Source organism: Dokdonia sp. (genome assembly GCF_039945015.1).
Classification (GTDB): domain Bacteria; phylum Bacteroidota; class Bacteroidia; order Flavobacteriales; family Flavobacteriaceae; genus Dokdonia.
Window position 1 is genome coordinate 509,734 of record NZ_JBDUXP010000004.1, and the last position, 23,585, is coordinate 533,318.

A 23,585-nucleotide genomic window follows, 5' to 3' on the forward strand; every position below is an offset into this window, starting at 1 on the left:
AGTTTAGAATACACATATGTATCCCTTTTACGAAAGTGGTTTTTAAAAAGAAAGAGTAGGAGAGACTACTTATTTCTAGAGTTATTTTTTATAGTACGATCATACAATTTTCTTAAGTTCTTGAAAACTATCGATGATGTACGTAGGGTTTTGTTGTTTTAATGCATCTTTTGTGTTGTTTCCATAGGTGACACCACAGGTATCTACATGAGCTCTTTGTCCCATTTCTATATCAAAGATAGTGTCGCCAACAACTAAGCATTCATTGGGTTGATAGGTATATGTATTTATAATATGGTTGACAATATCCGGAGAAGGTTTTTTGTTTTTTGCATCTTCCTCGCCACCTACAAATGAAAATATATTATAGATATTGTGCTTTTTAAGAATCTTAACTAGCGCTTCTTTTCCTTTACTAGATGCAACTGTTAAGTGTATGTCTTTCTTATGAAAATCAATCAATGTTTCTTTGACACCATCAAAAAGAGAAATAGTATCGATGGCAATTTCATTATAGTGTTTGCGATAGATTAAAGTGGCTTCTTTACTTAATTTTTTATCAAATGCAAATGCTTTTTCAAACGTAGTTTTGAGAGGTAGTCCTATGAGGCTCTTTATAAGTCCTTCATCAAAATTTTTAGTCTTTAGAGTGTTAGACACAAACCTCATAGTCTGAATGATGCTTTCTTTTGTGTCGGCTAGAGTGCCATCAAAATCTAAAATCAATGTTTTGTATTTCATTTAGTTTTTCATGCTAATATACCAAATGAATTTTTAGATTAATTTTTACTCTGTTCATAAATTTCCAATGGCACTTATCTCGCTTTTATGCTCTAACTTCTAATCTTACATTAATATTTTTTTTTGTTTTCTTCTATCAATGTTTTTAGATTGTTCAGGTTATTGTCTTCTTGTGTCTTCATAGAACCACCCATAAATGAAAGCATAGACTTTGCAAATAGTCCGTTTCCAGTAGTTGTTGATTTTGATGTAATGGTTGTTTTACCACCTTCTTCTTTCATATGCATTTCATAATCCATATTCATAAAATCCATGGTAAATGTCATGGCCATTAATTCATTGGGCGTTATTTTGGTAATCGTTTCTTCCATGACCATTTCTTGTCCTCCATCTTCAACATATACATTTGAAACTGCTCCTACAGTATTTGCAGTACCACTTACTAATTCAATTTTCTTTACCTCTTTTATCCATTGGGATAATTTGGTTTCATCCGACATAACTGCCCATGATTCTTCTACCGATTTATTGACAACTATTTCGCTTTCATAATTAATAGAAGGGGTTAATAAGCCTTTCCCAAAAAAGATAATGGCTATTAATAAAATGAGACCTAATACATACTTTAAATACTTCATCTTGAAAAAAATTAATGGTTAAAAAATTATGATTTTCATAGCGCTTTGATACACTAAAGTAAAGATTTATTGAGACTTCAAGTAATTAATTGATTTTATAAGGTGTTGCTTATAGTATTAGAAGTGTAAAAAAATGCGGAGATGCTTGTAAAAGCTTTCGCGAAAGCGAACTCAAAAAGAAAAACTTTTTATACTGCGACTGGTTCTTTACAAATAACGTGTTGTAAACGTTTTCCATAATCCAAGAGTGCTTTAATCTCTTTGATACTAGCGATACGTTCTTTATTAAAGATGAGTAATTGGTCTCCGTTAGATTCTATATGGTAATATGGATTGCTTTCAAAAAAGTGTACGAGATCGTCCGAGAAGAATTCACGTATAGCTTGTTCGTTTTCTCCTACAAGGTAAAAACGATTGGAAAAATCGCTATGATTTTTGATATCAATATCCTTATATCCTGCTAAGGAATAAAACTTTTCTAAAAGCCCTTCACGATCTATTTTAAAAGAAGGAATTGCTTTAGGAAGTTTTATAATAAGCATCGTGGTACGTATAATTTCTTTTGCAATAAATTCTCCTTCAGAAAAGGTGATGTCAAAGGAATTAATGATGTTTTCTGGATTAGAGATTCTATTGTTAATATGCTCAATTTTCTTTGTTCTGAAACAGTAAAAACTCTCTAAGAAATGTGTTTCTGTGCTTTTCTGAGCATTATATTCTAAATGGTAATCTTTTGCAAGTTCTTCTAAGGCTACTTGCCTTCTTGTAAGATTGTTTTTAATAACATTTGAAATAGGTAATAAGCGACGTAATGCAAAAGGATGTTCTGATTTTGTATCGTGCATATCAAGTCCTATCACTTCAAAATGACCTCCTCGTTTTGAAAATAATTCTTGATAGTTATGTAAATTTTCCATCACTGTGTGATCTACAAATTCACACATAGAAAAATCAACCACAACATCAGTATCTTCTGAGATGGCGTCTAGTTTTTCTTTGAGTTTATAGTAGTTTAAGAATGTGCAAAAATGTTTTACACTTACATAATAGCTATTATCAGAAATCCCTTCGGATTCTTTAAACATTAATACATTAGGTTTTAATACATTCCTAATAAATAGTGCCATATTCTTATTTACAATAATGTGTATGATAAATGTTATCAATACTCCTACGGCTATACCAGTAATAAGATCTAGAAATAATGTTGTAATTAAAGTTCCAAAGAAGATAATAAGTTGCTCACGTCCAATAGAAAAAATCTTTCCTATCATTACTGGAGATGCTAGTTTGTATCCTGTGTATACTAGAATGGCCATTAATGCTGGTAAAGGTATTCTGGTGAGTTGTGTGCTAAAAAGGGCAATAAATAAAACTAGAAAACCAGCGTGAAAGAAGTTTGCACTTCGATTGGTCCCTCCATTATTTACATTTACAGAGCTTCGAGCAATAACAGTCACTACATTAAGTCCTCCTAAGAAACCACTTCCTACGGTTGCCAATCCTAGTGCTTTTAAATCACGATTGATATTAGACCTTCTTTTTTGAGGATCTAACTTGTCTACGGCTTTAATACTCAATAAAGATTCAATACTAGCAATAAGGGTTAATGCCACTACACTTGACCAAAATGGTAAAGTACCTATTGTTGAAAAGTCTGGTGTAGGTATGTCTGATACAATTTGACCCAATGCAGGAATATTAGAGACCATATATGCTGGATCAATAGGATTTGGAAGTTTTAAAATGAGTTCGTAATAATAACTAAACCCTATAGATAGTAATACAATCCACATCGGTGCTGGAACCAATTGTAAGTATTTGTTTCTAATTTTAGGATAAAATACCATAATAGCCAAACTTAGAACCCCTGCAATAGCAGCATAGGTAAGCCCGGTGCTGTCATATGAAAAAGCTCCTTTTATGGTCGCGGGAATTTCTAATAGGTATTGAATTTTACCATCTCTTTTTATCTCATTACCCATCATAATATGGAATTGCTTTCCTAGGATAATCAATCCAATAGCAGCTAGCATTCCTTGAATAGCTGAGGAAGGGAAAAAGTCGGCTAGTTTTCCTAAACGTAAAAATCCAAGGATGAGTAAAACGACTCCAGATGCAATAATAGCAGCATATGCGCCTGTAGGGCCTAATACGGTCATTGCAATTAATAAACCTCCTACGAGACCATTACCAGGTCCAGTAATGGTTACATGACTACCACCTAATATGGATACTAAAATTCCACCGACTACTGCAGTAATGATACCAGCAATAGGAGGTGCATCACTTGCCATTGCTAGCCCTAAGCCTAATGGTAAGGCAATAAGACTTACAACAAATCCTGAAAATATATTTTTAGGAAGTGCTTTAAAAAAAGTTGCTATTTTGTTTTCTTTTGGACTCACTGGATAATTAAAACGTCTGTGGGTAATTCGGTTAAAATGTGTTCGATATCATGTGGGAAAAGGCGATCCCAAAAACCGACTTTTGTAGGAGCATTCATCACTAATAAATCTGCTCTAACTACCTCAGCATAGTGACCTATACTATATCCTTGTTTTCCAAAAATAGCCTGTGTATTTATAGAAATTCCTTTTTTGTAATCTTCTGGAACTTCAGTGATTATTTGTTTTACTCTGTGATCTTCTCGTCTACTTATTTTTTCTTTTTTTATGGTCGCTTCTCTAAGGGATTTGTCATCATTTACTTGTACCGCTACTTCTTGCTGTTTTATTTCTTCAACAATTGTAATACGTGAAGCACTTAGTTTTTTTGAAACATAAAATGCAGCATCTATTGTTTGTAGTGTTCTAGCATCTTCAAGTCCATTTACTACGATATGGTCACAAGGAATACGCTCTACAGATGGCTTAATAAGTAGAAGTATTGAGCATTTTGCTTTTCGAGTAATTTTACGAGCGATAGAGCCTATATAATATTTTAGGATATTTTCTCTTTGTGCAGCTCCTAATACTAATAAGTCAATATTGTTTTGTTCTGTAGTTGTAAGAATGACTTTTACGGGGTCTCCTGCTTTAAATACAAATTCATAGGAGAGTCCTTCTTTTATAAATGGGGCTACAATCTCTTCAAGCTTATCTTGCTTTTCTGTAGAAAAGTCTCCTACGTGAATGAGAATTAATTTTGAATTAAAAAACAGACATAACCTTGCGGCTTCATATACGTTAGCTTTTAAGTTAGGAGAAAATCCAGCGCCTATACCTATGACATGAAATGGTTGTGTATTCAAATAGTTTTTAATCAAAAGTTAAGCAGGGAAGATACTATTTTTTTTGAATAATATTTTAACAGATATAAAATATTATTGAGATATATAATACAAGAAGAACCTTGTAAAAGGCTCTTCTTGTAAAGGTGTTATATGCTTATTCTTTTATAAAACGTATTGTCTTTTGATTTCCAGAGATATTGGTCGCTTGTAGAAAGTAAATTCCGTTGGATAGTTTGGAGATATCGACACTTTGTTGATTTTCTATAGCATTATTTTCTATAACAACTTGCCCTACCATATTTACCACTTTAATAGAAGTACTAGGATTTGTAGTACGTATTGTGATTTGATCTTTAGCAGGATTAGGGAAGATAGAGAGAGGAATAACAGTAGTATCATCTACACTTAGTGTTGTATTACGGATACTTGCCCAAGGGAGTTGTGATCCAGAGATTCCTATATTAGATATAAATGTTGTTTCTCCAGTTTCTGTATTTACGGATCTAAATTCTCCTGTAGCATTTCCATTATTGTAGCCAGTCATATATAATGTTTGAGATGGTTTATCCCATTCTAAATCTTGACCAAAATTTGCATCAAAACTAAGCGGAGCGAGAAGTGTCGCTAGTCCAGTATTAATATCAATAGCATAAAAATTATCTGTAACTACATCATGACCATACATATTACCACTGTCATCTATGGCAATTGCAATCATACCAGCAGTTCCTGTTGTACCTACAGGTGTTGCAGTTAAAGCATCAATGTCTATTATAGATAATGTAGAACTATTTGAAAAATTTGCTGAAATACCATATAGTTGAGTTGTATCTGGATCAAACTCTATCCCGTTCCAGTTTTCTCCATTTGGAGGAGTAATAGTACCAAGAAATGTATAATTACCACTTGAGACTTCAAGACTATAAAATTCACCTAGTCCTAGTGTTAATACATAGGCTGTATCTAAATCTTGTGGATCGATATCTCCTGCAGCTTCAAAATCTGTAGTATTAGAATTATCTCCCAAAATATTTAGAACATCTGGAGTGTCTACTCCTAATGAAACGAAAGCGTCATCATCAAAGCTATATCCAAAAATAATAGCAGCATCACCGCCATTATTGTCTTCCGGAGCATTGTTTTGAGATGCTGCAAAATGTGTTTGTAGTATAGTAATTTCTGATGTTGTAAAATAATGAGATATACTGTTTCCATTAGGAGGAATATTTTGATAGCGCTCCAAAAGTTCAGAAAGGGATGGCGTTTCTGATGTTTGCCCAATGCTATTTATAGAAAATAGTAAAATGGCAATTAGTAGTAATTGTTTTTTCATAATTGATAGAGTAAATAATTAGTTAGTATAAATGTAGAGAGATTGAATGAATTAATAGAAGTGCTTCTTGTTATAAATTTGTTATAAAATGCTATGAAGTAGTTAAATACTGTTATAGTGTCTCTTGTTTTATAAGATTGTATTAATGCAAAGAAAGTTTTTTTGAGATAAGAATTTGCACCTTAAGGAGGCGGGAACTTTGCTTGATTATTTAAATTTTAGTATTAAATATCTGGTATACGCTTTCGCGAAAGCGGACACAGTCTTCTCTCTATTTTACTTATATTTAAGAAAAAAATAGGCATATATGAAGAAATTACTTTTTGTACTGTTTCTTGGGACAGTTTCGCTTCAAGCGCAAGTAAAAGCATTAGTAGGAGGGACTCTTATTGACGGTTATGGATCTACACCTATACAGAATAGTGTTATTATTATAGAAGGAGATAAGATTAAAACTGTAGGTACTATAGATACGGTAAAAATTCCGGCTGGAGCCGAAGTTATCTCTACAGAAGGAATGTCTGTACTTCCTGGATTATGGGATATGCACGTACATACAATGATTAATGGACATGCAGACTATGCTTATTGGGATAAGACGTATTTGCCTTTACTAGAAAACACGATTATGCCTTCTTCTGCAGAGCAATTATTGATGGCTGGAGTGACAAGTGCTCGTGATCTAGGAGCGCCTCTTGAGGAAAGTATTTCTGTACGAGATCGTATTAATAAGGGAGAGATTCCTGGAGCCACTTTATATGTATCTGGCCCTTTTATACAAAAGAAACCATATCCTGGTACTGAGGCTTTTAGATGGGGTATTAACGGAGTAGATGACGCTCGTAAGAAAGTAAAACGTCTTGCAGATGCTGGTGTAGATTGTATCAAACTGATTGATCAGGATCAAATGACAGAAGCCGAGTTACAGGCTGTTGTCGATGAGGCACATAAACATAATTTAAAAGTAGTAGCGCATGGTCATCGCCCTATGGAAATTATATCTGGACTTAAAGCGGGAGCCGATTGTTTTGAACATACGGGATTATCATCTGCACCAAGATATCCAGATAATGTCATGGATGCCATACGATCACGTACAGCACAAATGAATTTAGGGCCTTTATTTTGGTGCCCTACCGTCGAGGGATTGTATAACTATGAATATGTACGTGATAACGGAGAGCATCTAGATAATGATTCTTGGCATCGCGGACTTCACGATACGATTGTAACAGATATTAAGAATAGTTTTATACATAAAGATCGTTTGCCTTATTTCCAACTTACTCCTGCTCGTAAGCCTACGTTAGAGACAAAAATTAAACAACTTATAGATGCTGGAGTTGTACTTATGATAGGAACAGATAGTGGGATTCCTATGAAATTTCATAGTCAGTCTACTTGGAACGAACTGGATGTATGGGTAAATGAATTTGGTATAGACCCTATGTATGCAATACGTGGTGCTACATACTGGCCGTCATTATGGATGGGGGTTGCTGATGAGGTAGGTACCGTTACTGAAGGCAAATTTGCAGATATCATTGCCGTAAAAGGGGATGTATTAAGACACATAAGCTTATTACAAAATGTAGATATTGTTATTAAGCATGGAAAACAATATAAATAAGAAGCTATATTAATCGTTGTAAAGTGAGTGTGATCTCTTTTTGTTCTCCAGATGCTTTTTTAACTATAATACGTATAGTTTCTCCTTCCTTTTTTAAAAGATCTCGATACTTTTTTAATGTAGTATGAGAGATGCCATTTATGGAGACCACTTCATCGTTTTCAGTAATGTCATTTTGTGCTGCTTCTGTATCTTTTATTACGTCTGCAATAATAATTTTATTGTCAACTTTTCTTAATGCAAACCCAACCAATGGCATTTCGAAAGCGTCTTTATAGCGTGCATTTGGTTTTAAGTAGATGTTTTTATTTTTATAATCTAAAATCATATCAAAACGATTAATGATTTTTGCACCAAGGATTCCTGCAAAGTTTTTTTGAGAACTCACCCCATGAGTTGCTTGTGATATACTAATAGGAAGTTCTTCAAAGTTATATCCCAACAATGTAGCTCCAGCGAGGGTTCCTATGGTAGAGTTTGATGTACTTGTAAGACCTCGCGCTGTAATAACAACTGTTTTGTCAACCTTGTCTTTTAATTGATGTTTTTTTGCATAAGGGGTATTAAAGAGTACCGTTAAGTTGGCTCCACTATCAAAAAGAAATTCTCCAGAAATTGTTTTTCCGTTTTTAAGCGTACAGTCTATTGTTACTAAGGGGATAGCACTGTTTATCTGAATAGGATGTAAAGAGAAATCTTGTGTATTAATGTCATTGATGTTTTTATGAAGGTGTATTTTTTGCGCTGCAAAATCAAATTGAGTGATATATTCTTTAATCACATCATATCCTATAATACCATCTATACGTACGCCAGAGCGATTACTTAATTCTTGTAAATCTACTAGAACAAGGTTTAATTTATCAAAACGAATATCGGCAATTTCTAATGTTCTATGTATTGCAATTTCATACTCTTGCGAGCCAGAAGCTCCTGTAGCATATTGTTTGGTATCTGCTTCTATTCCTAATCGTGTGGCTATACTCTTATCTAAGACTGCTGTCGAAGCCCCCGTATCAAAAACAAATTGAAGTGTTTCCTCTTCTCCAGGTACAGTAACAGGGATATACACAAGTCCATCTTCTATAAATGGAATACTAGCTATTTGCCCTGTCGTTGTGGTATATATACCTATGAAAATGAAAAATAAGAAATACTTCATGGTGTTTTTTCCAAAAGTAGGAAACAAGATGATAAATGATAGTTAATGAGTGTTAACAGATATTTATTACATAAATAAGCAATTTTTCACAAGTATTATTTGTAATATTTATGAATATCTTTTTTTATTTTTAAATATTTTATACGTTAAAAGTGTGTTTTTAATCGATAAAAAGCAATTTGTTATTTTTTTTACTTAAATTACAAATCTACAACTAACTACTTGAATGCGATATAGGGGATATATATTTACAGCCTTTTTGTGCTTTAGCTTGTGCATGTCTGCTCAAGAAACGGGCACTGTTTTATTAGACTCTATGTCAAAAGAGGTAGATAGAGCTTATGATTTATTTGATAAGTTTGATTATGGAGGTGCAATTAAAGTGTCACATAAAGTCATTGAATATGCTACAAAAACCTCTAATGATCACTTAAAGGCAAAAGCATATAATGTATTAGGAAATACTTATTATAATACAGGAAATGACTCTTTATGTTTTGAATACTTGTTTAAATCAAGGGATCTTCTTTTAAAAGTAAATGATATAAGTAATGCCATAAAAGCCACGAGTGATATTGGAGTTACCTATAGAGAATACAATGATATAGAAAAAGCAAATCTTTATTTTAAGGAAGCTATAGACCTAGGTCGAACATCTCAAAATAAGGACGAAATTATCTATCCTTTATATAATTATGGTAGACACTTACATAATACAAGCGATTATGAGAACGCCTTGATATACTTAAATGAGGCGTATGAATTATCAAAACAATCAGAACTTGTAAAAGGAAGATCTATTGTTGGATATTTATATTTACGATTGCATGGTATTTATAATACATTAGGAAATACAGAACGTTCTACAATTCTTTATAATGAAGGTGTTGCTTATACCAAAAAGCATAAGATTTATGGTGTTTTGGCTAGTTTTTATAGAGGACAATCAGAGATTTATTATAACAGTAAAAAGACAGAAGATGCTTTTTTAGCATTACGACAATATACAGAGGTTGCAGATACAATTTATACTTTCCAAGAATTAGAGATTGCAAAACAAGCTGAACTAGAGACTAATCGATTTTTAAAAGAAAATACCAAAAAATTAGATCTAGCAAACCAAGAAAAAGAACTTCAGGCGACAACAATAAAAAAAGCAAAGATTTATAATATAGTACTCATTGGCTTAATTGCCATTTTATTACTTGGTGTATATGCTATCTTTAAGAAAAACAAACAGCTTAAGATTGCAAAAGAAGAGGCAGAAGAATTATCTAAGGTAAAAAGTAAATTTTATTCAGAAATCAGTCATGAATTACGTACACCATTATATGCTGTTATAGAACTTTCTAGACTATTACTAAAGGAAAATGTAAATAGTAGTCATAAAGAATACCTAGAATCTCTTAATTTTTCAGGAAACCATTTACTGTCATTAATAAATAATGTACTCCAGTTAAATAAAGTAGAATCTGGAAGAATGAAAGTTGAATTTTTAGAATTCAGACCCAAAATACTAATTTTAAGTATCGTAGAAAGCTTAGAATATGCACTGCGTGATAGTAACAATAAAGTGCAATTAGAGTATGATACAAACATTCCAGAATTACTTGTAGGGGATTCATTAAAGCTTTCACAAGTACTTATCAATCTTATTTCAAATGCTATTAAATTTACGAGCAATGGCACGATTACCATTACCGCGCAATTATTAGAAAATCAAATTGATGAGGTAAAAGTCTTTTTTGCGGTAAAAGATAATGGGATTGGCATTTCAAAAGAGAATCAGTCTAAGATTTTTGAAGAGTTTTATCAAGAGCATTCTAAGACAGAAAAATCATTTAAGGGTACTGGCTTAGGATTACCTATTGTAAAGAGAACACTTGATGCCATGGGAAGTGCTATTATGATAAAGAGTATCAAAGGTGAAGGCGCTTCTTTTAGTTTTGAATTACAATTATCAAAAAGCACAAAGTCCGTTCTTAAAGATGAAGACCTTAAGAGTCTCATCGTAGATCTCTCAGATAAGACCATACTGGTTGTAGATGATAATAAGATTAATTTGCTTGTAACTAAGAAGATTTTGGATCAATACCATATAGCTTCTCAGGTGGTAGATTCTGGTAAAAAAGCCATAGAACTTATAAAAGAAACCTCTTTTGATTGTATTTTGATGGATATTCACATGCCAGAATTAGATGGATATGAGACGACAACTATCATAAGAGAGTTTGATAAAGACACGCCTATTGTTGCTCTCACTGCAACATCTACAGAAGAAGTAGAGAAGCAAATCCATAATCATCGTATGAATGGATATATTTTAAAACCATTTATAACAGCAGATTTTATTCAAAAAATTCATTGTGTTGCCGTAAAACAAGAGATGCTTTGCTAATAAGCTCTAAGAGACGAGTACTACCTTATTTAGGACGCGCATTAAAAATATGAACGTGTAGAAACGTACCTATTTTTCTAGCTCTATTTTTTAATACCTCTGTTTTTTCTCCTATAAACAAATCATCTATCGTTTGGACCCAATGATTTAACCACACTCCAAAGTGTTGTTCATTAATCGTATATCCTTCAGAAGCATCTACTTCTTGATGTTTTAGTAGTGGATTTCCAGTGAATTTCTTATCAAAAAAGAGTTGAGCTTCCCAAAAATCGGTAAGATGTTCTAGGTGTTCATCCCAATCTTGAATATGACGATTAAAGATAGGAGCGAGGTACACATCTTTACGTATGCGACTATAAAAGGAAGAGACAAGAAGATAGACATCTTCTCTAGTAGTAATTTCTTTTTTCATAAGATAGGAGCAAGGTACTAACAATAGCGCAGTTATTTTTAAAAATAATCAGGTGTATCGCAAGATGTTTTCTCTAAGTACGCTTTCGCGAAAGCGTATAAAGCAACATATCTATATGGTATTGAATTATTCAAGATAAAAGAGCGCTCTCTAGTATACAATGATAAAAGCAACCTAAGTACAGTACTTAGATTGCTTTTAATAAATAAGGGGAGATTGTAAGTTTGTATATTTTTTGCTTTAATCGTTATTTAGACCAAGCAAATTTTTGGAAAGGCTCATCTACAGGAGTGTTTGCAATATGATTTGTATAATTACTTATCACCTTTTGAGAGATCCCTAAAATGATTTCTAGTACTTGACGTTGTCCATATCCAGCAGCATAAAATGCTTCTAATTCGGCATCATTGATACGGCCCCGATTTCTAGCAATACTTAAGGTTGTATCCTGTAATGCTTGTAATTTTTCTGTAGGCATCGGGGTATTATTTCTTAATGCTTCTGATAAAGCAGGGTCTACCTTCATCATATGCGCAATAGCCGTATGTGCAGGAACACAATAGTGACACTCGTGTTCTACGTTTATAGTTTGCCAAACAACAGTAAGCTCTTCTGCATTAAATGAAGAATCCGAAAATAATTGATGTATTGTTTTATACGCTTCTAATACACCTGGAGCTTCTGATAAAACACCATGTAAATTAGGTAGCATCCCAAATGCTTTTACAGAGTTTTCTAATGATGCTTTACTCTCTTGTGGAGCAGATTCGATGGTGTGAACTTTTAAGGTACTCATAGTCTTAGTTTTTTAGTGTTTGTAATTATAAATAACTAAACAATCGTTTAGTTATTGGATAAAAAAAATGTTATGCGTTTTTAAATATGTTTTCTATATAATTATGTAATTGTTCTTTTGGGAATACTCTAGATGCAGAAGCCATCCCAAACATAGAGATAAGAAAGTAGTCAGCTTGATTTTCTATAGTGATTGCGTCTTTTGTTGTGTTACGCTTTAAAGCATTTGCAAAATGAGTTCTTATTTCTCCTGTAAATTTTGATAATTCTGCTTTTATAGTGGGATCTGCATCTTCATTTAATTCATTAGCTGTATTTGTAATTAAGCATCCTCTTGCAATCTGTGGATCTCTAGAAAATTCTATAAAATCATAAAAATATTGTTTCAATCCTTTCATTCCATCTGTTGCATTTTTTAAAGGAAGGATGATTTGGTTTAGTTTCTTTTTATAGCATTTCATACATTCAAGAAAAACACCATTTTTATTGCCAAAACTAGCATATATAGAAAACTTATTGATTCCCATTTCTTTTTCGAGCATCTGCATAGAAGTAGTTTCATAACCATTATTCCAGAATAAAGCCATTGCTTTTTCTATTACCTCTTCTTCTTTATATTCTTTTTTTCTAGCCATTATTCTCTAATAACAACACAAAACTAAACAATCGGTTAGAAATAAAAAAATGTTTGATATTTTTTATACATCAATATTTGATTTTATTGTAATGATGATAGCTTCTCTAAGAAACGGAGTACTTGAATTCGTGAGTTTATCATAGCATTAATTGTTCCTTCCTGAGTACCTCCGTATAAGAATTTATGTTTTTTTATACCAGTCAAGTTCATAGATTGATATTCAGTTCTTTTTTGAGGGACTTCTTGATCAAACCAAACAAATTGATGTCCACAATCTTTATATGAAATATGTGTGAGTATACGTTCTTGTTTATTTTTTTCTGCTTCAGATTTAATCAAATTTGCCATTTTATAAGATGGCCATACCAAATCATCTTCTCCAGATAATAGCAATATGTGACACATACTATTTTCTACTTGAATTCTTGACTTTTTTATTTGTTCTGCATTATTAAAAATTGGAGTTATATAATTTTTATATACTATTTTTCCAGCAGGATCATTAAATGGACTGAGCCTTGCAAAAGGGACCTCATTACCATGAAGCGACCATGAAGATTTTTGTGATTCTTTTTTTTGAACTCCAATGTGATTAGGTAAAATAAAAGAACTTGGAGAGTAACATATTAATCCATCTATAAGATCATAATTACTTGCAAAAGCTAAGCTATATTCTGCTCCTTTAGAGATTCCTAACAAAACAATTTTTCTTTCTGGAAACTTCTTTTTTGACCATAAGACTACTTCCTTAAGATATTCTAAAGGAATTAGTTCGATTTTTTGAGGTAAGTTACTTTCTCCAAAATATGCAATAGAGAGCACATCATATCCACTAAAGACTAAACCGTAGAGTTTTTTGTTTGGAATATAACTTCCCCCAGAGCCAGGAACAACAATAACTAATGGTCTACTTGTGTTTTTTGATTTTGATATTAACCTAGCAGAAATATTTGTTTGGTTAATTTTTTCAACAGCAATATTTTCTGGAATATCACTACATCCAGAGATTAAGATATATATTAAAAAAACTAGGGATCTCTTCATGTTGTTGTATTAAGAATATCAACGTTTCATTCATTATAACGTATAAAAATCTTTTTTGTTTACTTCTTCTTCAGTATATCTCGTATAAATACTCCAACCATTATGACCATAAATAATGCAAAAGGCAACGAAGTAATAATGAGTAGTTTTTGCAAGGCTACAAGAACATTAATTTCTGGACGTGCATTACCAAGAAGAATCATTGCGATTGCAAAGACGGCAATACAAATAGACCAGATCAATCTATGTCTACGTTTTGGTGTAGGGTTGCCTTTATCGGTAAACATACTGAGTACAAATACCGCCGAGTCTACAGAGGTGACTAAAAAACTAACCAAAAGTACAATGGTTACAATATTGAGTATGCTTGCAAAAGGATAATTTTCAAAAAACACAAAAATAGAGGAGAATACATCGCCAAACTGCCCATTATAATTACCCCAACTATCTATGAGTGTAAAAGCACTGTCTCCAAAAACGCTAAACCAAAAAAACGTTCCTAATGCTGGAATGATTAAGACCCCTAGTAGCAATTCTCTAATGGTTCGTCCGCGAGAGATACGTGCTATAAAGATTCCTGTAAAGGGAGCCCAAGCCAACCAGAATGCCCAGTAATAATACGTCCAGTCGGTTAGGAATGCTTCACCAGGGTTGTAATCTCCAATAGCAAGACTTAGTGGAATAAAATCTAGGATGTAATGTGTTAACGCTTTCGCGAAAGCGGATACCACAGCAGTCATATCACTTTGTATAAAGATAAAGAGAAGGATGCCTAAAGTAATCCAGATATTAAGTGTAGAAATACGTTTGATCCCTTTGTGCATTCCTTTCCATACAGATACAAAGGATAAGATCGCAATACATATAGTAATGCCTATGGTGGTCCAAAGCCCAAAGCCTCCTTGTGTAAGATGATTAAGTCCTCCGTTTATTTGGGTGGTTCCTAATCCTACAGCACCTACAAGTCCAAAGACGGTTGTTACTGTTGCTAAGATGTCAATACTATGTCTAGTGCCTTTATGTTTTGTTATACTTTGTATGGATGAGCTTATAAGTGCTGGTCGATCTTTAGAGAATAGATAGTATCCTATGATGAGTGCAAAGAGACCATAAAATGCCCAAGCGGTAAATCCCCATTGATAAAAGGTATATTCTAATGCTATAATTTCTGAAGAATTCCCTGTTTGTATAGGAGGGTTTTGTTGCATAAATACAGGCTCCTGTACAGCTCTTAGTAAAATGCCTGCACCCATACCGGCACTATATAGCATGGCTATCCAAGCCCATCTAGAAAACTCTGGTATATCTTCTGGTTTACCTAGCTTTTTTTTCCCGAAAGGAGAAAGCGCAAGGACCAAAATAAACAACACACAAAAAAGCCCAAGGTAGAGGTAGAAACTTCCAAACCACTTGCGCACCCATAAAGAGGCTTGCTCAATACTGTTGTAAAAACCTATGGTATTTGCAAATACAATAACTGCAAATAGGAGGAGTAACCCTATAGAAAAGGTGAGAACGGGATATTTCTTAATATGCGAAAAGATAGGTAGCGTTTTAAATATATACTGATGACTAAGGTACTTAAATCTATAGTATGAATTGGAAAGGTAGCATTAAAAAAGGGACACCATATGGTGTCCCTTTTTTGTAAATAGGTATTAAATTGTTTATTGTTTTACTGGGTTAAGCTTGGTTTCGTTACCATCTTTATCAAGTAATTTTACTTCATCAAAGCCCATTTTTTCAAACTGTGCATATTGCGTCGCTGCATCTCCAACAACGAGGTATGCCATCGTTGACTCATTAAGATACTTATTTGCAAGTGCTTTGTGTTGCTCTAACGTCATATTACGTACCGTAGTTTCCTCTCCTTCAATATAGTTTGGAGCTAAGTCATAAGCACTCATTTCTCGTAACATACCTAACAATGCCCCTTGTGTTTCAAAACGACGAGAGTTAGATTTGATCAATGCGTTTTTAGTAAACTCAAGATCTTCTGCAGTGATTCCTTCTTTATAACGTGCAATCTCATCTTTAAAGATCTGTACAGATTCTCCAGTTGTATTTGTACGTACACTTGATGATGCGGTAAAAGTTCCTGGGATTTTAGTACCACTAAATCCAGTACGTGCACCATAGGTGTATCCTTTTTCTTCACGAAGAATTCTATTTACTACACCGTTAAAGGCGCCACCTAAACTATAGTTCATTACTTCTGCAGGGTAAAAATCTTTATCTGTACGAGCAAGTCCAATATTACCAATACTAATTACAGATTGTTTTGCATTAGGCACATCTACAAATAATAAAGAAGACTTCTCTCTCTGTGCAGGAATTTCATACGTAGGTATCGTTACTTCTTTTGCAGCCCATTTTGTTTCAAGATCTTTAAGCACATTTAACGTTGTTGCTTTATCAATCTTTCCTACAATATGGAATCTACTTATAGATGGAGAGAAATTGGTATTGTAAAATGCTTTTAAGTCGTCTATAGTAAGTGCATTTACAGATTCTTCTGTACCACTATTAGGGTATGAGAAGATATGATCTTCGCCATATAATGTCTTTGCATAGATTCTATTTGCAATTACATTTGGATTTGCACTAGAACGCTTGATACCATTAATAGTTGCCGTTTTAATACGTCCAAACTCTTCTTCATCCCAACGAGGCTCTAATAGTATTTCTTCTATCAGGTCCATAGTTGCTTCAAAATTACGTGTTAACGCATTTCCTTGTACTATAATAGATTCACGAGTGGTAAACATATTTATTCTTGCTCCTAAGCTTTGAATAGCTTTTTCTAACTCAGCTGGTGTTTTACTAGCTGTACCTTCCATTAAGATGTCGGTCATTAGGTTTGCAACACCATTTTTGTTTTTATCATCTAGTAAATGTCCACCTTCTATAACAAGGTTAAAGTTTACGGTAGGGATTTCGTTTTGCTCTATACCATATACTTTTAATCCGTTAGAAAGATTTGCTGTCCAACTAGCAGGAATATTAAGCGCAGGAGCAGGTCCTTGTGCAGGCTCTACAGAGCGATCAAAACTTGATGCTGTTTTTACAATTTCTATTTCTACATCATTTACTTCTTTTGTAACATTTTCTGTAATAGCTTCTTCTACAATAGGTGCTTTTTCAGAATTTTCTGCAATAAGGTCTAATTGTCCTTTAGGAACAAAGCTTGTCAATACAAATGGTTTGTCTTTGATATATGTATTGTACACACGTAAGATGTCTGCTTCTGTTACATTTTTGATATTCTCAATATCTTTTTCAATAAAACTAGGCTCTCCAGCAAATACATTGTATTGTGCCATTTGGAATGACTTTCCTAATACACTACTAATGCCATTATAAAAATCAGTTTCTTGACTTGCCTTAAGACGTTCAAGATCACCTTCTTTAATTCCATTTGTTTCAAAGCGTTTCATTGCTTCAAAAATTCCTTTCTCTATATCATTTAAGTTCTTACCAGCATTTGCCGTTACAGAGATACGGAATGCTCCAGCAAGTTCTTGTGAGTTGTTAAATGCAAAGGCATTTGAGGTTAACTCTTTTTCTTTTACAAGTACTTCATAAATAGGTGCTTCTTTTCCATCGGATAAAATCTCACCTAAGAAATCTAATGCATATGCATCATTTGTATACTGCTCTACAGTAGGCCATACCATATTTAATTGTGGCGCTTGCGCAAAATTGTCTTCGTGATATAAACGCTTCGTTTCAGATAGAGTCACACGTTGTGGAGATAGTTTAGGTACATCTTCTCCTTTTTTAATTTCCCCAAAATACTTCTCGATCATCGCTTTTGCCTCTGCAGTATCAAAATCTCCTGCAAGTACAAGTGTCGCATTATTTGGACCGTAGTATTTTGCATAAAACTCTTTTACATCATCAATAGTCGCATTTTGAAGATCTACTAGTTCTCCAATGACTTGCCAGTTGTATGGATGTCCTTCTGGATATATGTTTTTATCGATTACCCAACCTGTGTGTCCGTAAGGATTGTTATCTACACGTTGGCGCTTTTCATTCTGAACTACTTCTTGCTGGTTATAAAAAGCAGATTCGGTTACTGTATTTATTAAATACCCCATACGATCACTTTCTAGCCACATTACCATTTCCATAGCATTGTTAGGTACTACTTCATAATATATGGTGCCATCTTTCCAAGTACCTCCGTTAAGCGTACCTCCAGCATCTTGTATCTTTTTAAAGAACTGATCTTGTGGTACATTTTCAGACTCTTGGAATAGCATATGTTCAAAAAGGTGGGCAAACCCAGTACGTCCTGTTTTTTCACGATTTGATCCCACACCATATTGAACTGCTAGAGAAACAATAGGATCACTTTTATCTTGATGTAAAATCACATCAAGTCCATTTGCAAGCTCATATTTTTCATAATCTACAGAAAAAGAAGTGCTCTCTTCAGCATTATCGCTAGTGCCTTCAGAACAAGCAATAAAAAAGCTTGGTAGTACTAGTGCGATAAACGCTAGTCGTAAAGATTTTTGTAATGTCATAGTTTTTATATTAGAATGGTACAATGTACAACACAACTTTTGTGTACAAAAGCCTATTTGTGTTAAAGAATTTAACGTTTAAAAACGGTTGTTTAGTACTGTGCATGCTTATTTACGAAGCAAAGAATATATGAAGTCTAATGGAATAAAAGAGAAGTAACCTACTTTTTCCCTACCTTTAAGGATGGCATATTGGGTACCAACATTATTATTAATTATTGCGATTTATATAGTCATTAGCTTGTTACTGTATTATTTACAAGATTATTTTTTGTTTAAACCTGAAAAATTACCTGCTGATTTTCAATTCTTTTATGAAAATCAAGAAGTAGACGAATATAATATTGAGACTCGTGATGGTGCTATTCTTAATGGCCTTCATTTTAAAGTAGAAAAACCAAAAGGTGTTGTTTTATATCTTAAAGGAAATTCTAAAAGCATCAAAGGCTGGGGTAAATTTGCTGTTGATTTTACTCGTAATGGGTATGATGTAGTGATGATGGATTATCGTGGTTTTGGTAAAAGTACTGGGCGTAGAAATCAAAAAGCACTAAAACGTGATTTACAGGTTATCTATAACAAGTTACGAGAACACGTAGACGAAAAACATATCATTTTGTATGGTCGTAGTTTAGGTTCTGGGCTTGCTACCAAAATAGCATCGGTAAACAATCCAAGAATGTTAGTTCTAGACGCTCCTTATTATAGCCTTACTAAAGTTACTGCGAGATATGCTCCTTTTATGCCACTTTCTTTATTAATAAAGTATCCTTTGCCTACATATAAATGGCTTAAATATGTACAATGCCCTATTCATATTATCCATGGAACAGATGATAAACTGATTCCTTATAAAACGAGTGTAAAACTTTCTAAAGTAAAACCTAAGCTTACCCAATTATACACGGTTATAGGAGGAGGACATAAAAACCTCAATAACTTTAAGAGTTACCATAAAATGCTTACCGAGATTCTTAACTCAAAACCAAAAGATGTCGATCTAGAAGGGACTAGTTTTAAAGTTATTCATAATACAAAACGCAAAAACGCGTAACTTAGTAATAACGCTGTTTTTAGCTGATAATTAGCTACTTACATTCATATCTGAATTCCTGAAAACAGATATAGACTTCTTGTAATTCCTATAATTTCTTTCCATATTCGTAGAAGAATTGTTGATGTAACAATCAGTAATTCAAAACATTACAATACTCTGATCAGGTGTTTTATAAAGGCGGAAACCGAAAAGCTTATTATAGAGTAGGTACTATTAATTATAAACTATTATGAAAAATTCAAAAATTGCCGCAGGGATACTTTTTATCGTATTAACATTTGTATATGCCTGTACTACAGATGAGAACACAAATGCACCAGAAACAGCAGCTCAAATAACAGCAGTTATAGGAGTACAAGAAAATGGTGAATTTCATATCAATGATGAAAATGCACTTAAATCAAAATGGGAACAGACATTGCGTACAGAAGGACATGATGTGACACTTGAAAGATTTGACTTTGTAGATGTCGATCTTGATGGAAGTGGAGAATACAATATGATATTAATGGCTTCAAGTATAGACGGAACTGTAAAAATTGCGACTGCAATTACCTTAGGAGAAGAGATTAATAATGTACGTCGTATTATGGCTATTGGTGGCTCTGTTACTTGTACTGGATGTACTGTAGGATGTAATCCAAAAGATCATGCTGAGTACGGTTGGACCTGTACACCTTGTGTTACTTCTGGTACGTGTACTAAATCAGAAACTGTAGAGACTATTTCTGTTAATTAGTATTAGTTACGACACATATCATAATATATCTTATTAAAAGATACTAAATAACCCCCGATCCATAGTCGTTATGAATCGGGGGTTGTTTATATGGTAACTTATGCTGTACTTTGTTATAAATTAAAGCGTAATGAAGCGTACTTTAAAAAGAGGAGCAATCCTTCTATTTATTTTGGGAAATATCTATGGAATTTTATGTGGTGGACTCTATTTCTTTCAAGAGAATATGTTATTTCATCCTGAACAACTACCCAAAGAATATGTTTTTGAATTTGACGAACCTTTTGAAGAAGTATATCAAACTGGAGAAGGAGGGATTCAACTTCATGGACTTCACTTTCCTGTACAGAATGCCAAAGGCGTGATTCTTTATTTTCATGGAAATGCCGGTAGTGTAAGACGATGGGGAGAAATCACGAGTTTCTTTACAAAAAAAGGATATGCTGTGATTGTTATGGATTATCGTAATTATGGAAAGAGCGAAGTACCTAGTGATAAAGTTCTAGATCCAGAACAGGCACTATATGATGATAGTGATGTATGGTACGCTTTCGCGAAAGCGAACTATCCAGAATCACAGATTCACGTATATGGGAGAAGTTTAGGAACTACCTTTGCTACCTATGTGGCAAGTAAAAATAACCCTAAAAATGTAACCTTAGAAACTCCTTTCTATAGTATCGAAGATGAAGCAAAATCTCGCTTTCCTTGGCTACCTATAAAACGATTATTAAAATATAAGATGGCTACCCATCAATATATAAATGATGTTTCATGTCCTATTACTATTTTTCATGGGACAGCAGATGAGGTTGTTGATTATACGCACGGACAAAAGCTATTTAATAGCATGACTTCGTCAAAAAAAGAATTCATCACTATTCCAGATGGAGGTCATAATGATCTCGTTAACTTTAAAGAATATACAGAGACTATTGATCAGGTTCTTGAAAAACACTAAGAAACTGTAACATTTATACTTTATAATCTTCTAAGAGATATAGGCTTTTAGAAATCTATGATGCATTTTAAAAAAGAACTTCGCCCTATCGCCATTGTATATCTATGCACATGGCTGATATTCTTGATACTATATTGTATCGGGATTTGGCAAGCAGGAGTATCCTTCAAAGAAGCGATGTATCAATTACTAAGTGTGATTCCTAATGCTACATTTCTTATTGGGTTTCACTTCCTTTTTCTACTACTATACGTATTATTTCTTATTGGTAGGTATGCCATACGAGGATTTAAAAGTAACGGTTGGAAAACAGCTTTTAAACGATTAAGCTTCTCATTAATACTTCCCGTATTATTCATTTTTCTAAGCATTAAAGGAGTTGTTGCTAAGAATAGTAAAGAGCTATACGAGTATACTTGGAATCATACGATAGAAAATACCACAGAAAACGCGACAAACCTCTATGATATAGATGGAAAACACAGAGGGATGAGTGTTTTTTGGTCCTATAATAGGAATGAAGACTATAAGAAGGCCACAAAGGATCTTATTAAAGATAACATAGAATGGGCGACTGTCATTCCATTTATAGATCAGGAAACCGAAGAGACCAATAAGATAGAAGGTCGAGTAATTCCTGGTGTTTGGTCTCGTAGAGATTCTTCAGTGATAAAACAAATAGGTTGGTTACAAGAAAGAGGTATTCGAGTACATTTAAAACCTCATATTTGGCTGGTAGATGGATGGCGATCTAATATTAAACTTTCCAATGAAGATTGGACGATATGGTTTGATAGTTATAAAGAAAGAATGCTACAATATGCCCGTATAGCAGCAGTGACAGATGTTCCTTTGTTTTGTATAGGCACAGAACTACGTACTGTAATTAAAAATAAACCAGATGCTTGGTTTGAACTTATAAAAGAGATCAAGACCTTGTATTCTGGAAAGTTAACCTATGCTTTAAACTGGGATGACCCTATAGAAGATATTCCATTTTGGGATGAACTGGATTATATAGGACTTCAAGCTTATTTTCCGTTGACAACAAATAAAAGTCCAAATTTAGAAGAAATCAAGCAAGGTTGGGATGTACATATTGAAAAGATGAAAATAGCATCTCAAGCCTATAAAAAACCTATTTTATTTACAGAGGTTGGCTATCGTAGTGATGTGTCTGCGACTATAAAACCTTGGGAATGGGGAGCAATTACTGGTGCGTTAACTAAGAAAAAATCAAATCAAACGCAACAACTAGCTTACGAAGCTATGTTTCAGAAATTATGGGATGAACCTTGGTTTGCTGGATGTTATATATGGCAATGGCATACTGGATCTACACCAGAAAGTACTAAGAATAGCGTAGACTTTACACCTCGTTTTAAGCCTGCCGAAAACACCATTACAAAATGGTACGGGCAAAAGGGGAAAGTGACTATAAAAAGCAATGAATAAGCGTGTTATAAAACGAATTTGAAAAAAACATCAACACTTATACACTAAATCTTCGTTTTTTTGTGCAGCATTATATATAGAAATACATTTCATTATTACTAACCATAAAATATTATAATGATGAAAAATTTATTGATGTTATCTTTAGTATTATTAGCCTTCACTGCCTGTGAAACAGAAACAGATCTTGATACAAGTTCAGAGTTTCAACCAGAAGCCCAACTTCTATTCTCTACAGAAAATTTTGAACAGATAGAAAATAATTATCCAGATGTAGATAAGACTACGATGGATAGGTCTTTAGCATTGCATACAGAAAATGGACAAACACTGTATTCTATGGATGTGGTAAATAATACAGACGTAACAAATAATAAGGTTGCTCAAAGTCAATTATTTTTTACTGTAGAAAACAATCAAGTTGGTAAATCAATGATTATAGAAAGTCATACAGTAGCAGGAACCAATAATGTAAATTTCAAAATCCGTAACGATTCTCATCAAGTTTTTGCAGAGTATACACTAGTGGAGACAGAAAAAGGAATTGAAGTACAATGGCAAATGAGAAGTTGTTTTGGCGATTGTATTCAAGGATTGGTAGATGTTTGTCAAGAAAATATTTTTACAATAATAGGATGTAGTATCGCAAGTCCAGTCTTTATCGCTATGTGTGGTTTGGAATGTGCACTTTAGAATATACCCTTGTTGTATGTAAGATATATATAGTTTCAAAAGCCTCAACATTTGTTGAGGCTTTTTTACTTTAGGATATGGAGATTCCTTTTTTGATTGTAGGTTGTTGTTATAGTATCT

The 23,585-nt window shown here is 33.4% G+C and carries 19 protein-coding genes; 7 read left to right on the top strand and 12 right to left on the bottom strand.

All coding sequences use genetic code 11. The annotated features are described in order from the left end of the window. Positions 1–99: 99 nt before the first annotated feature. From ABJD27_RS04535 to ABJD27_RS04555, 5 genes are all read right to left on the bottom strand, one after another. Positions 100–741, bottom strand: a complete 642-nt coding sequence (locus ABJD27_RS04535) for an HAD family hydrolase (protein WP_348170409.1) — start codon at positions 739–741, stop codon at positions 100–102. 110 nt (positions 742–851) lie between these two features. Next, a complete protein-coding gene (locus ABJD27_RS04540; protein WP_348170406.1) occupies positions 852–1,379 on the bottom strand; it encodes an SRPBCC family protein in 528 nt (175 codons plus the stop codon). A gap of 188 nt (positions 1,380–1,567) precedes the next feature. Then, positions 1,568–3,787 (bottom strand): SulP family inorganic anion transporter, encoded by a 2,220-nt coding sequence (locus ABJD27_RS04545; protein WP_348170403.1) that lies wholly within the window; start codon positions 3,785–3,787, stop codon positions 1,568–1,570. After that, positions 3,784–4,632, bottom strand: a complete 849-nt coding sequence (locus tag ABJD27_RS04550) for a universal stress protein (RefSeq protein WP_348170400.1) — start codon at positions 4,630–4,632, stop codon at positions 3,784–3,786. The genes ABJD27_RS04545 and ABJD27_RS04550 overlap by 4 nt, the downstream gene beginning before the upstream one ends. 136 nt (positions 4,633–4,768) lie before the next feature. Then, the gene (locus ABJD27_RS04555) at positions 4,769–5,947 is read right to left on the bottom strand and encodes a T9SS type A sorting domain-containing protein (RefSeq protein WP_348170397.1); all 1,179 of its coding nucleotides are present in this window, start codon (positions 5,945–5,947) and stop codon (positions 4,769–4,771) included. A gap of 307 nt (positions 5,948–6,254) precedes the next feature. Here ABJD27_RS04555 and ABJD27_RS04560 point away from each other — a divergent pair, with 307 nt between their 5' ends. Continuing rightward, positions 6,255–7,577, top strand: coding sequence for an amidohydrolase family protein (locus ABJD27_RS04560; protein ID WP_348170394.1), 1,323 nt, complete (start codon positions 6,255–6,257; stop codon positions 7,575–7,577). Positions 7,578–7,581: 4 nt separating this feature from the next. Here ABJD27_RS04560 and ABJD27_RS04565 read toward each other — a convergent pair whose 3' ends face one another. Beyond that, positions 7,582–8,739 carry an aspartyl protease family protein gene (locus tag ABJD27_RS04565; protein WP_348170392.1) on the bottom strand — a complete coding sequence of 386 codons (1,158 nt, stop codon included), beginning with the start codon at positions 8,737–8,739 and terminating at the stop codon, positions 7,582–7,584. Positions 8,740–9,016: 277 nt separating this feature from the next. Here ABJD27_RS04565 and ABJD27_RS04570 point away from each other — a divergent pair, with 277 nt between their 5' ends. After that, a complete protein-coding gene (locus ABJD27_RS04570; RefSeq protein WP_348170389.1) occupies positions 9,017–11,137 on the top strand; it encodes a response regulator in 2,121 nt (706 codons plus the stop codon). 25 nt (positions 11,138–11,162) lie between these two features. Here the strand turns inward: ABJD27_RS04570 and ABJD27_RS04575 are convergent, their stop codons facing one another. The 6 genes from ABJD27_RS04575 to ABJD27_RS04600 all read right to left on the bottom strand — a co-directional run bounded on the left by ABJD27_RS04575 (position 11,163) and on the right by ABJD27_RS04600 (position 18,560). Continuing rightward, positions 11,163–11,549: a group III truncated hemoglobin gene (locus ABJD27_RS04575; protein WP_348170386.1), complete on the bottom strand. Its 387-nt coding sequence runs from the start codon at positions 11,547–11,549 to the stop codon at positions 11,163–11,165. Between the two features lie 247 nt (positions 11,550–11,796). Then, complete coding sequence (locus ABJD27_RS04580) at positions 11,797–12,345, bottom strand: carboxymuconolactone decarboxylase family protein (protein ID WP_348170383.1); 549 nt, start codon at positions 12,343–12,345, stop codon at positions 11,797–11,799. 70 nt (positions 12,346–12,415) lie between these two features. Further along, positions 12,416–12,979: a TetR/AcrR family transcriptional regulator gene (locus tag ABJD27_RS04585; RefSeq protein WP_348170380.1), complete on the bottom strand. Its 564-nt coding sequence runs from the start codon at positions 12,977–12,979 to the stop codon at positions 12,416–12,418. Positions 12,980–13,062: 83 nt separating this feature from the next. Further along, complete coding sequence (locus tag ABJD27_RS04590) at positions 13,063–14,025, bottom strand: acyl-CoA thioester hydrolase/BAAT C-terminal domain-containing protein (RefSeq protein ID WP_348170377.1); 963 nt, start codon at positions 14,023–14,025, stop codon at positions 13,063–13,065. 59 nt (positions 14,026–14,084) lie between these two features. Then, positions 14,085–15,587 (bottom strand): BCCT family transporter, encoded by a 1,503-nt coding sequence (locus ABJD27_RS04595; RefSeq protein ID WP_348202007.1) that lies wholly within the window; start codon positions 15,585–15,587, stop codon positions 14,085–14,087. A 105-nt stretch (positions 15,588–15,692) separates the two neighbouring features. Next, a complete protein-coding gene (locus ABJD27_RS04600) occupies positions 15,693–18,560 on the bottom strand; it encodes a pitrilysin family protein (protein WP_348170374.1) in 2,868 nt (955 codons plus the stop codon). Positions 18,561–18,744: 184 nt separating this feature from the next. Here ABJD27_RS04600 and ABJD27_RS04605 point away from each other — a divergent pair, with 184 nt between their 5' ends. The 5 genes from ABJD27_RS04605 (at position 18,745) to ABJD27_RS04625 (ending at position 23,465) form a co-directional block, all read left to right on the top strand. Continuing rightward, entirely contained in the window at positions 18,745–19,614 is an 870-nt protein-coding gene (locus tag ABJD27_RS04605; protein ID WP_348170371.1) for an alpha/beta fold hydrolase, read from the top strand. A gap of 232 nt (positions 19,615–19,846) precedes the next feature. Then, on the top strand, positions 19,847–20,356 hold the full coding sequence (locus ABJD27_RS04610) for a hypothetical protein (protein WP_348170368.1): 510 nt from the start codon (positions 19,847–19,849) through the stop codon (positions 20,354–20,356). A gap of 130 nt (positions 20,357–20,486) precedes the next feature. Beyond that, positions 20,487–21,317 (top strand): alpha/beta hydrolase, encoded by an 831-nt coding sequence (locus ABJD27_RS04615; RefSeq protein ID WP_348170365.1) that lies wholly within the window; start codon positions 20,487–20,489, stop codon positions 21,315–21,317. Between the two features lie 57 nt (positions 21,318–21,374). After that, on the top strand, positions 21,375–22,772 hold the full coding sequence (locus ABJD27_RS04620; RefSeq protein WP_348170363.1) for a hypothetical protein: 1,398 nt from the start codon (positions 21,375–21,377) through the stop codon (positions 22,770–22,772). Positions 22,773–22,889: 117 nt separating this feature from the next. Next, positions 22,890–23,465 carry a hypothetical protein gene (locus ABJD27_RS04625; RefSeq protein WP_348170360.1) on the top strand — a complete coding sequence of 192 codons (576 nt, stop codon included), beginning with the start codon at positions 22,890–22,892 and terminating at the stop codon, positions 23,463–23,465. Positions 23,466–23,585: the final 120 nt, after the last annotated feature.

What these genes read in the sequence shown, in the direction of transcription:
- ABJD27_RS04535 (WP_348170409.1), bottom strand. Translation starts at nt 741, where the DNA reads ATGAAATACAAAACATTGATTTTAGATTTTGATGGCACTCTAGCCGAC.
- ABJD27_RS04540 (WP_348170406.1), bottom strand. Translation starts at nt 1,379, where the DNA reads ATGAAGTATTTAAAGTATGTATTAGGTCTCATTTTATTAATAGCCATT.
- ABJD27_RS04555 (WP_348170397.1), bottom strand. Translation starts at nt 5,947, where the DNA reads ATGAAAAAACAATTACTACTAATTGCCATTTTACTATTTTCTATAAAT.
- ABJD27_RS04560 (WP_348170394.1), top strand. Translation starts at nt 6,255, where the DNA reads ATGAAGAAATTACTTTTTGTACTGTTTCTTGGGACAGTTTCGCTTCAA.
- ABJD27_RS04565 (WP_348170392.1), bottom strand. Translation starts at nt 8,739, where the DNA reads ATGAAGTATTTCTTATTTTTCATTTTCATAGGTATATATACCACAACG.
- ABJD27_RS04570 (WP_348170389.1), top strand. Translation starts at nt 9,017, where the DNA reads ATGTCTGCTCAAGAAACGGGCACTGTTTTATTAGACTCTATGTCAAAA.
- ABJD27_RS04575 (WP_348170386.1), bottom strand. Translation starts at nt 11,549, where the DNA reads ATGAAAAAAGAAATTACTACTAGAGAAGATGTCTATCTTCTTGTCTCT.
- ABJD27_RS04580 (WP_348170383.1), bottom strand. Translation starts at nt 12,345, where the DNA reads ATGAGTACCTTAAAAGTTCACACCATCGAATCTGCTCCACAAGAGAGT.
- ABJD27_RS04585 (WP_348170380.1), bottom strand. Translation starts at nt 12,979, where the DNA reads ATGGCTAGAAAAAAAGAATATAAAGAAGAAGAGGTAATAGAAAAAGCA.
- ABJD27_RS04590 (WP_348170377.1), bottom strand. Translation starts at nt 14,025, where the DNA reads ATGAAGAGATCCCTAGTTTTTTTAATATATATCTTAATCTCTGGATGT.
- ABJD27_RS04600 (WP_348170374.1), bottom strand. Translation starts at nt 18,560, where the DNA reads ATGACATTACAAAAATCTTTACGACTAGCGTTTATCGCACTAGTACTA.
- ABJD27_RS04605 (WP_348170371.1), top strand. Translation starts at nt 18,745, where the DNA reads ATGGCATATTGGGTACCAACATTATTATTAATTATTGCGATTTATATA.
- ABJD27_RS04610 (WP_348170368.1), top strand. Translation starts at nt 19,847, where the DNA reads ATGAAAAATTCAAAAATTGCCGCAGGGATACTTTTTATCGTATTAACA.
- ABJD27_RS04615 (WP_348170365.1), top strand. Translation starts at nt 20,487, where the DNA reads ATGAAGCGTACTTTAAAAAGAGGAGCAATCCTTCTATTTATTTTGGGA.
- ABJD27_RS04620 (WP_348170363.1), top strand. Translation starts at nt 21,375, where the DNA reads ATGATGCATTTTAAAAAAGAACTTCGCCCTATCGCCATTGTATATCTA.
- ABJD27_RS04625 (WP_348170360.1), top strand. Translation starts at nt 22,890, where the DNA reads ATGATGAAAAATTTATTGATGTTATCTTTAGTATTATTAGCCTTCACT.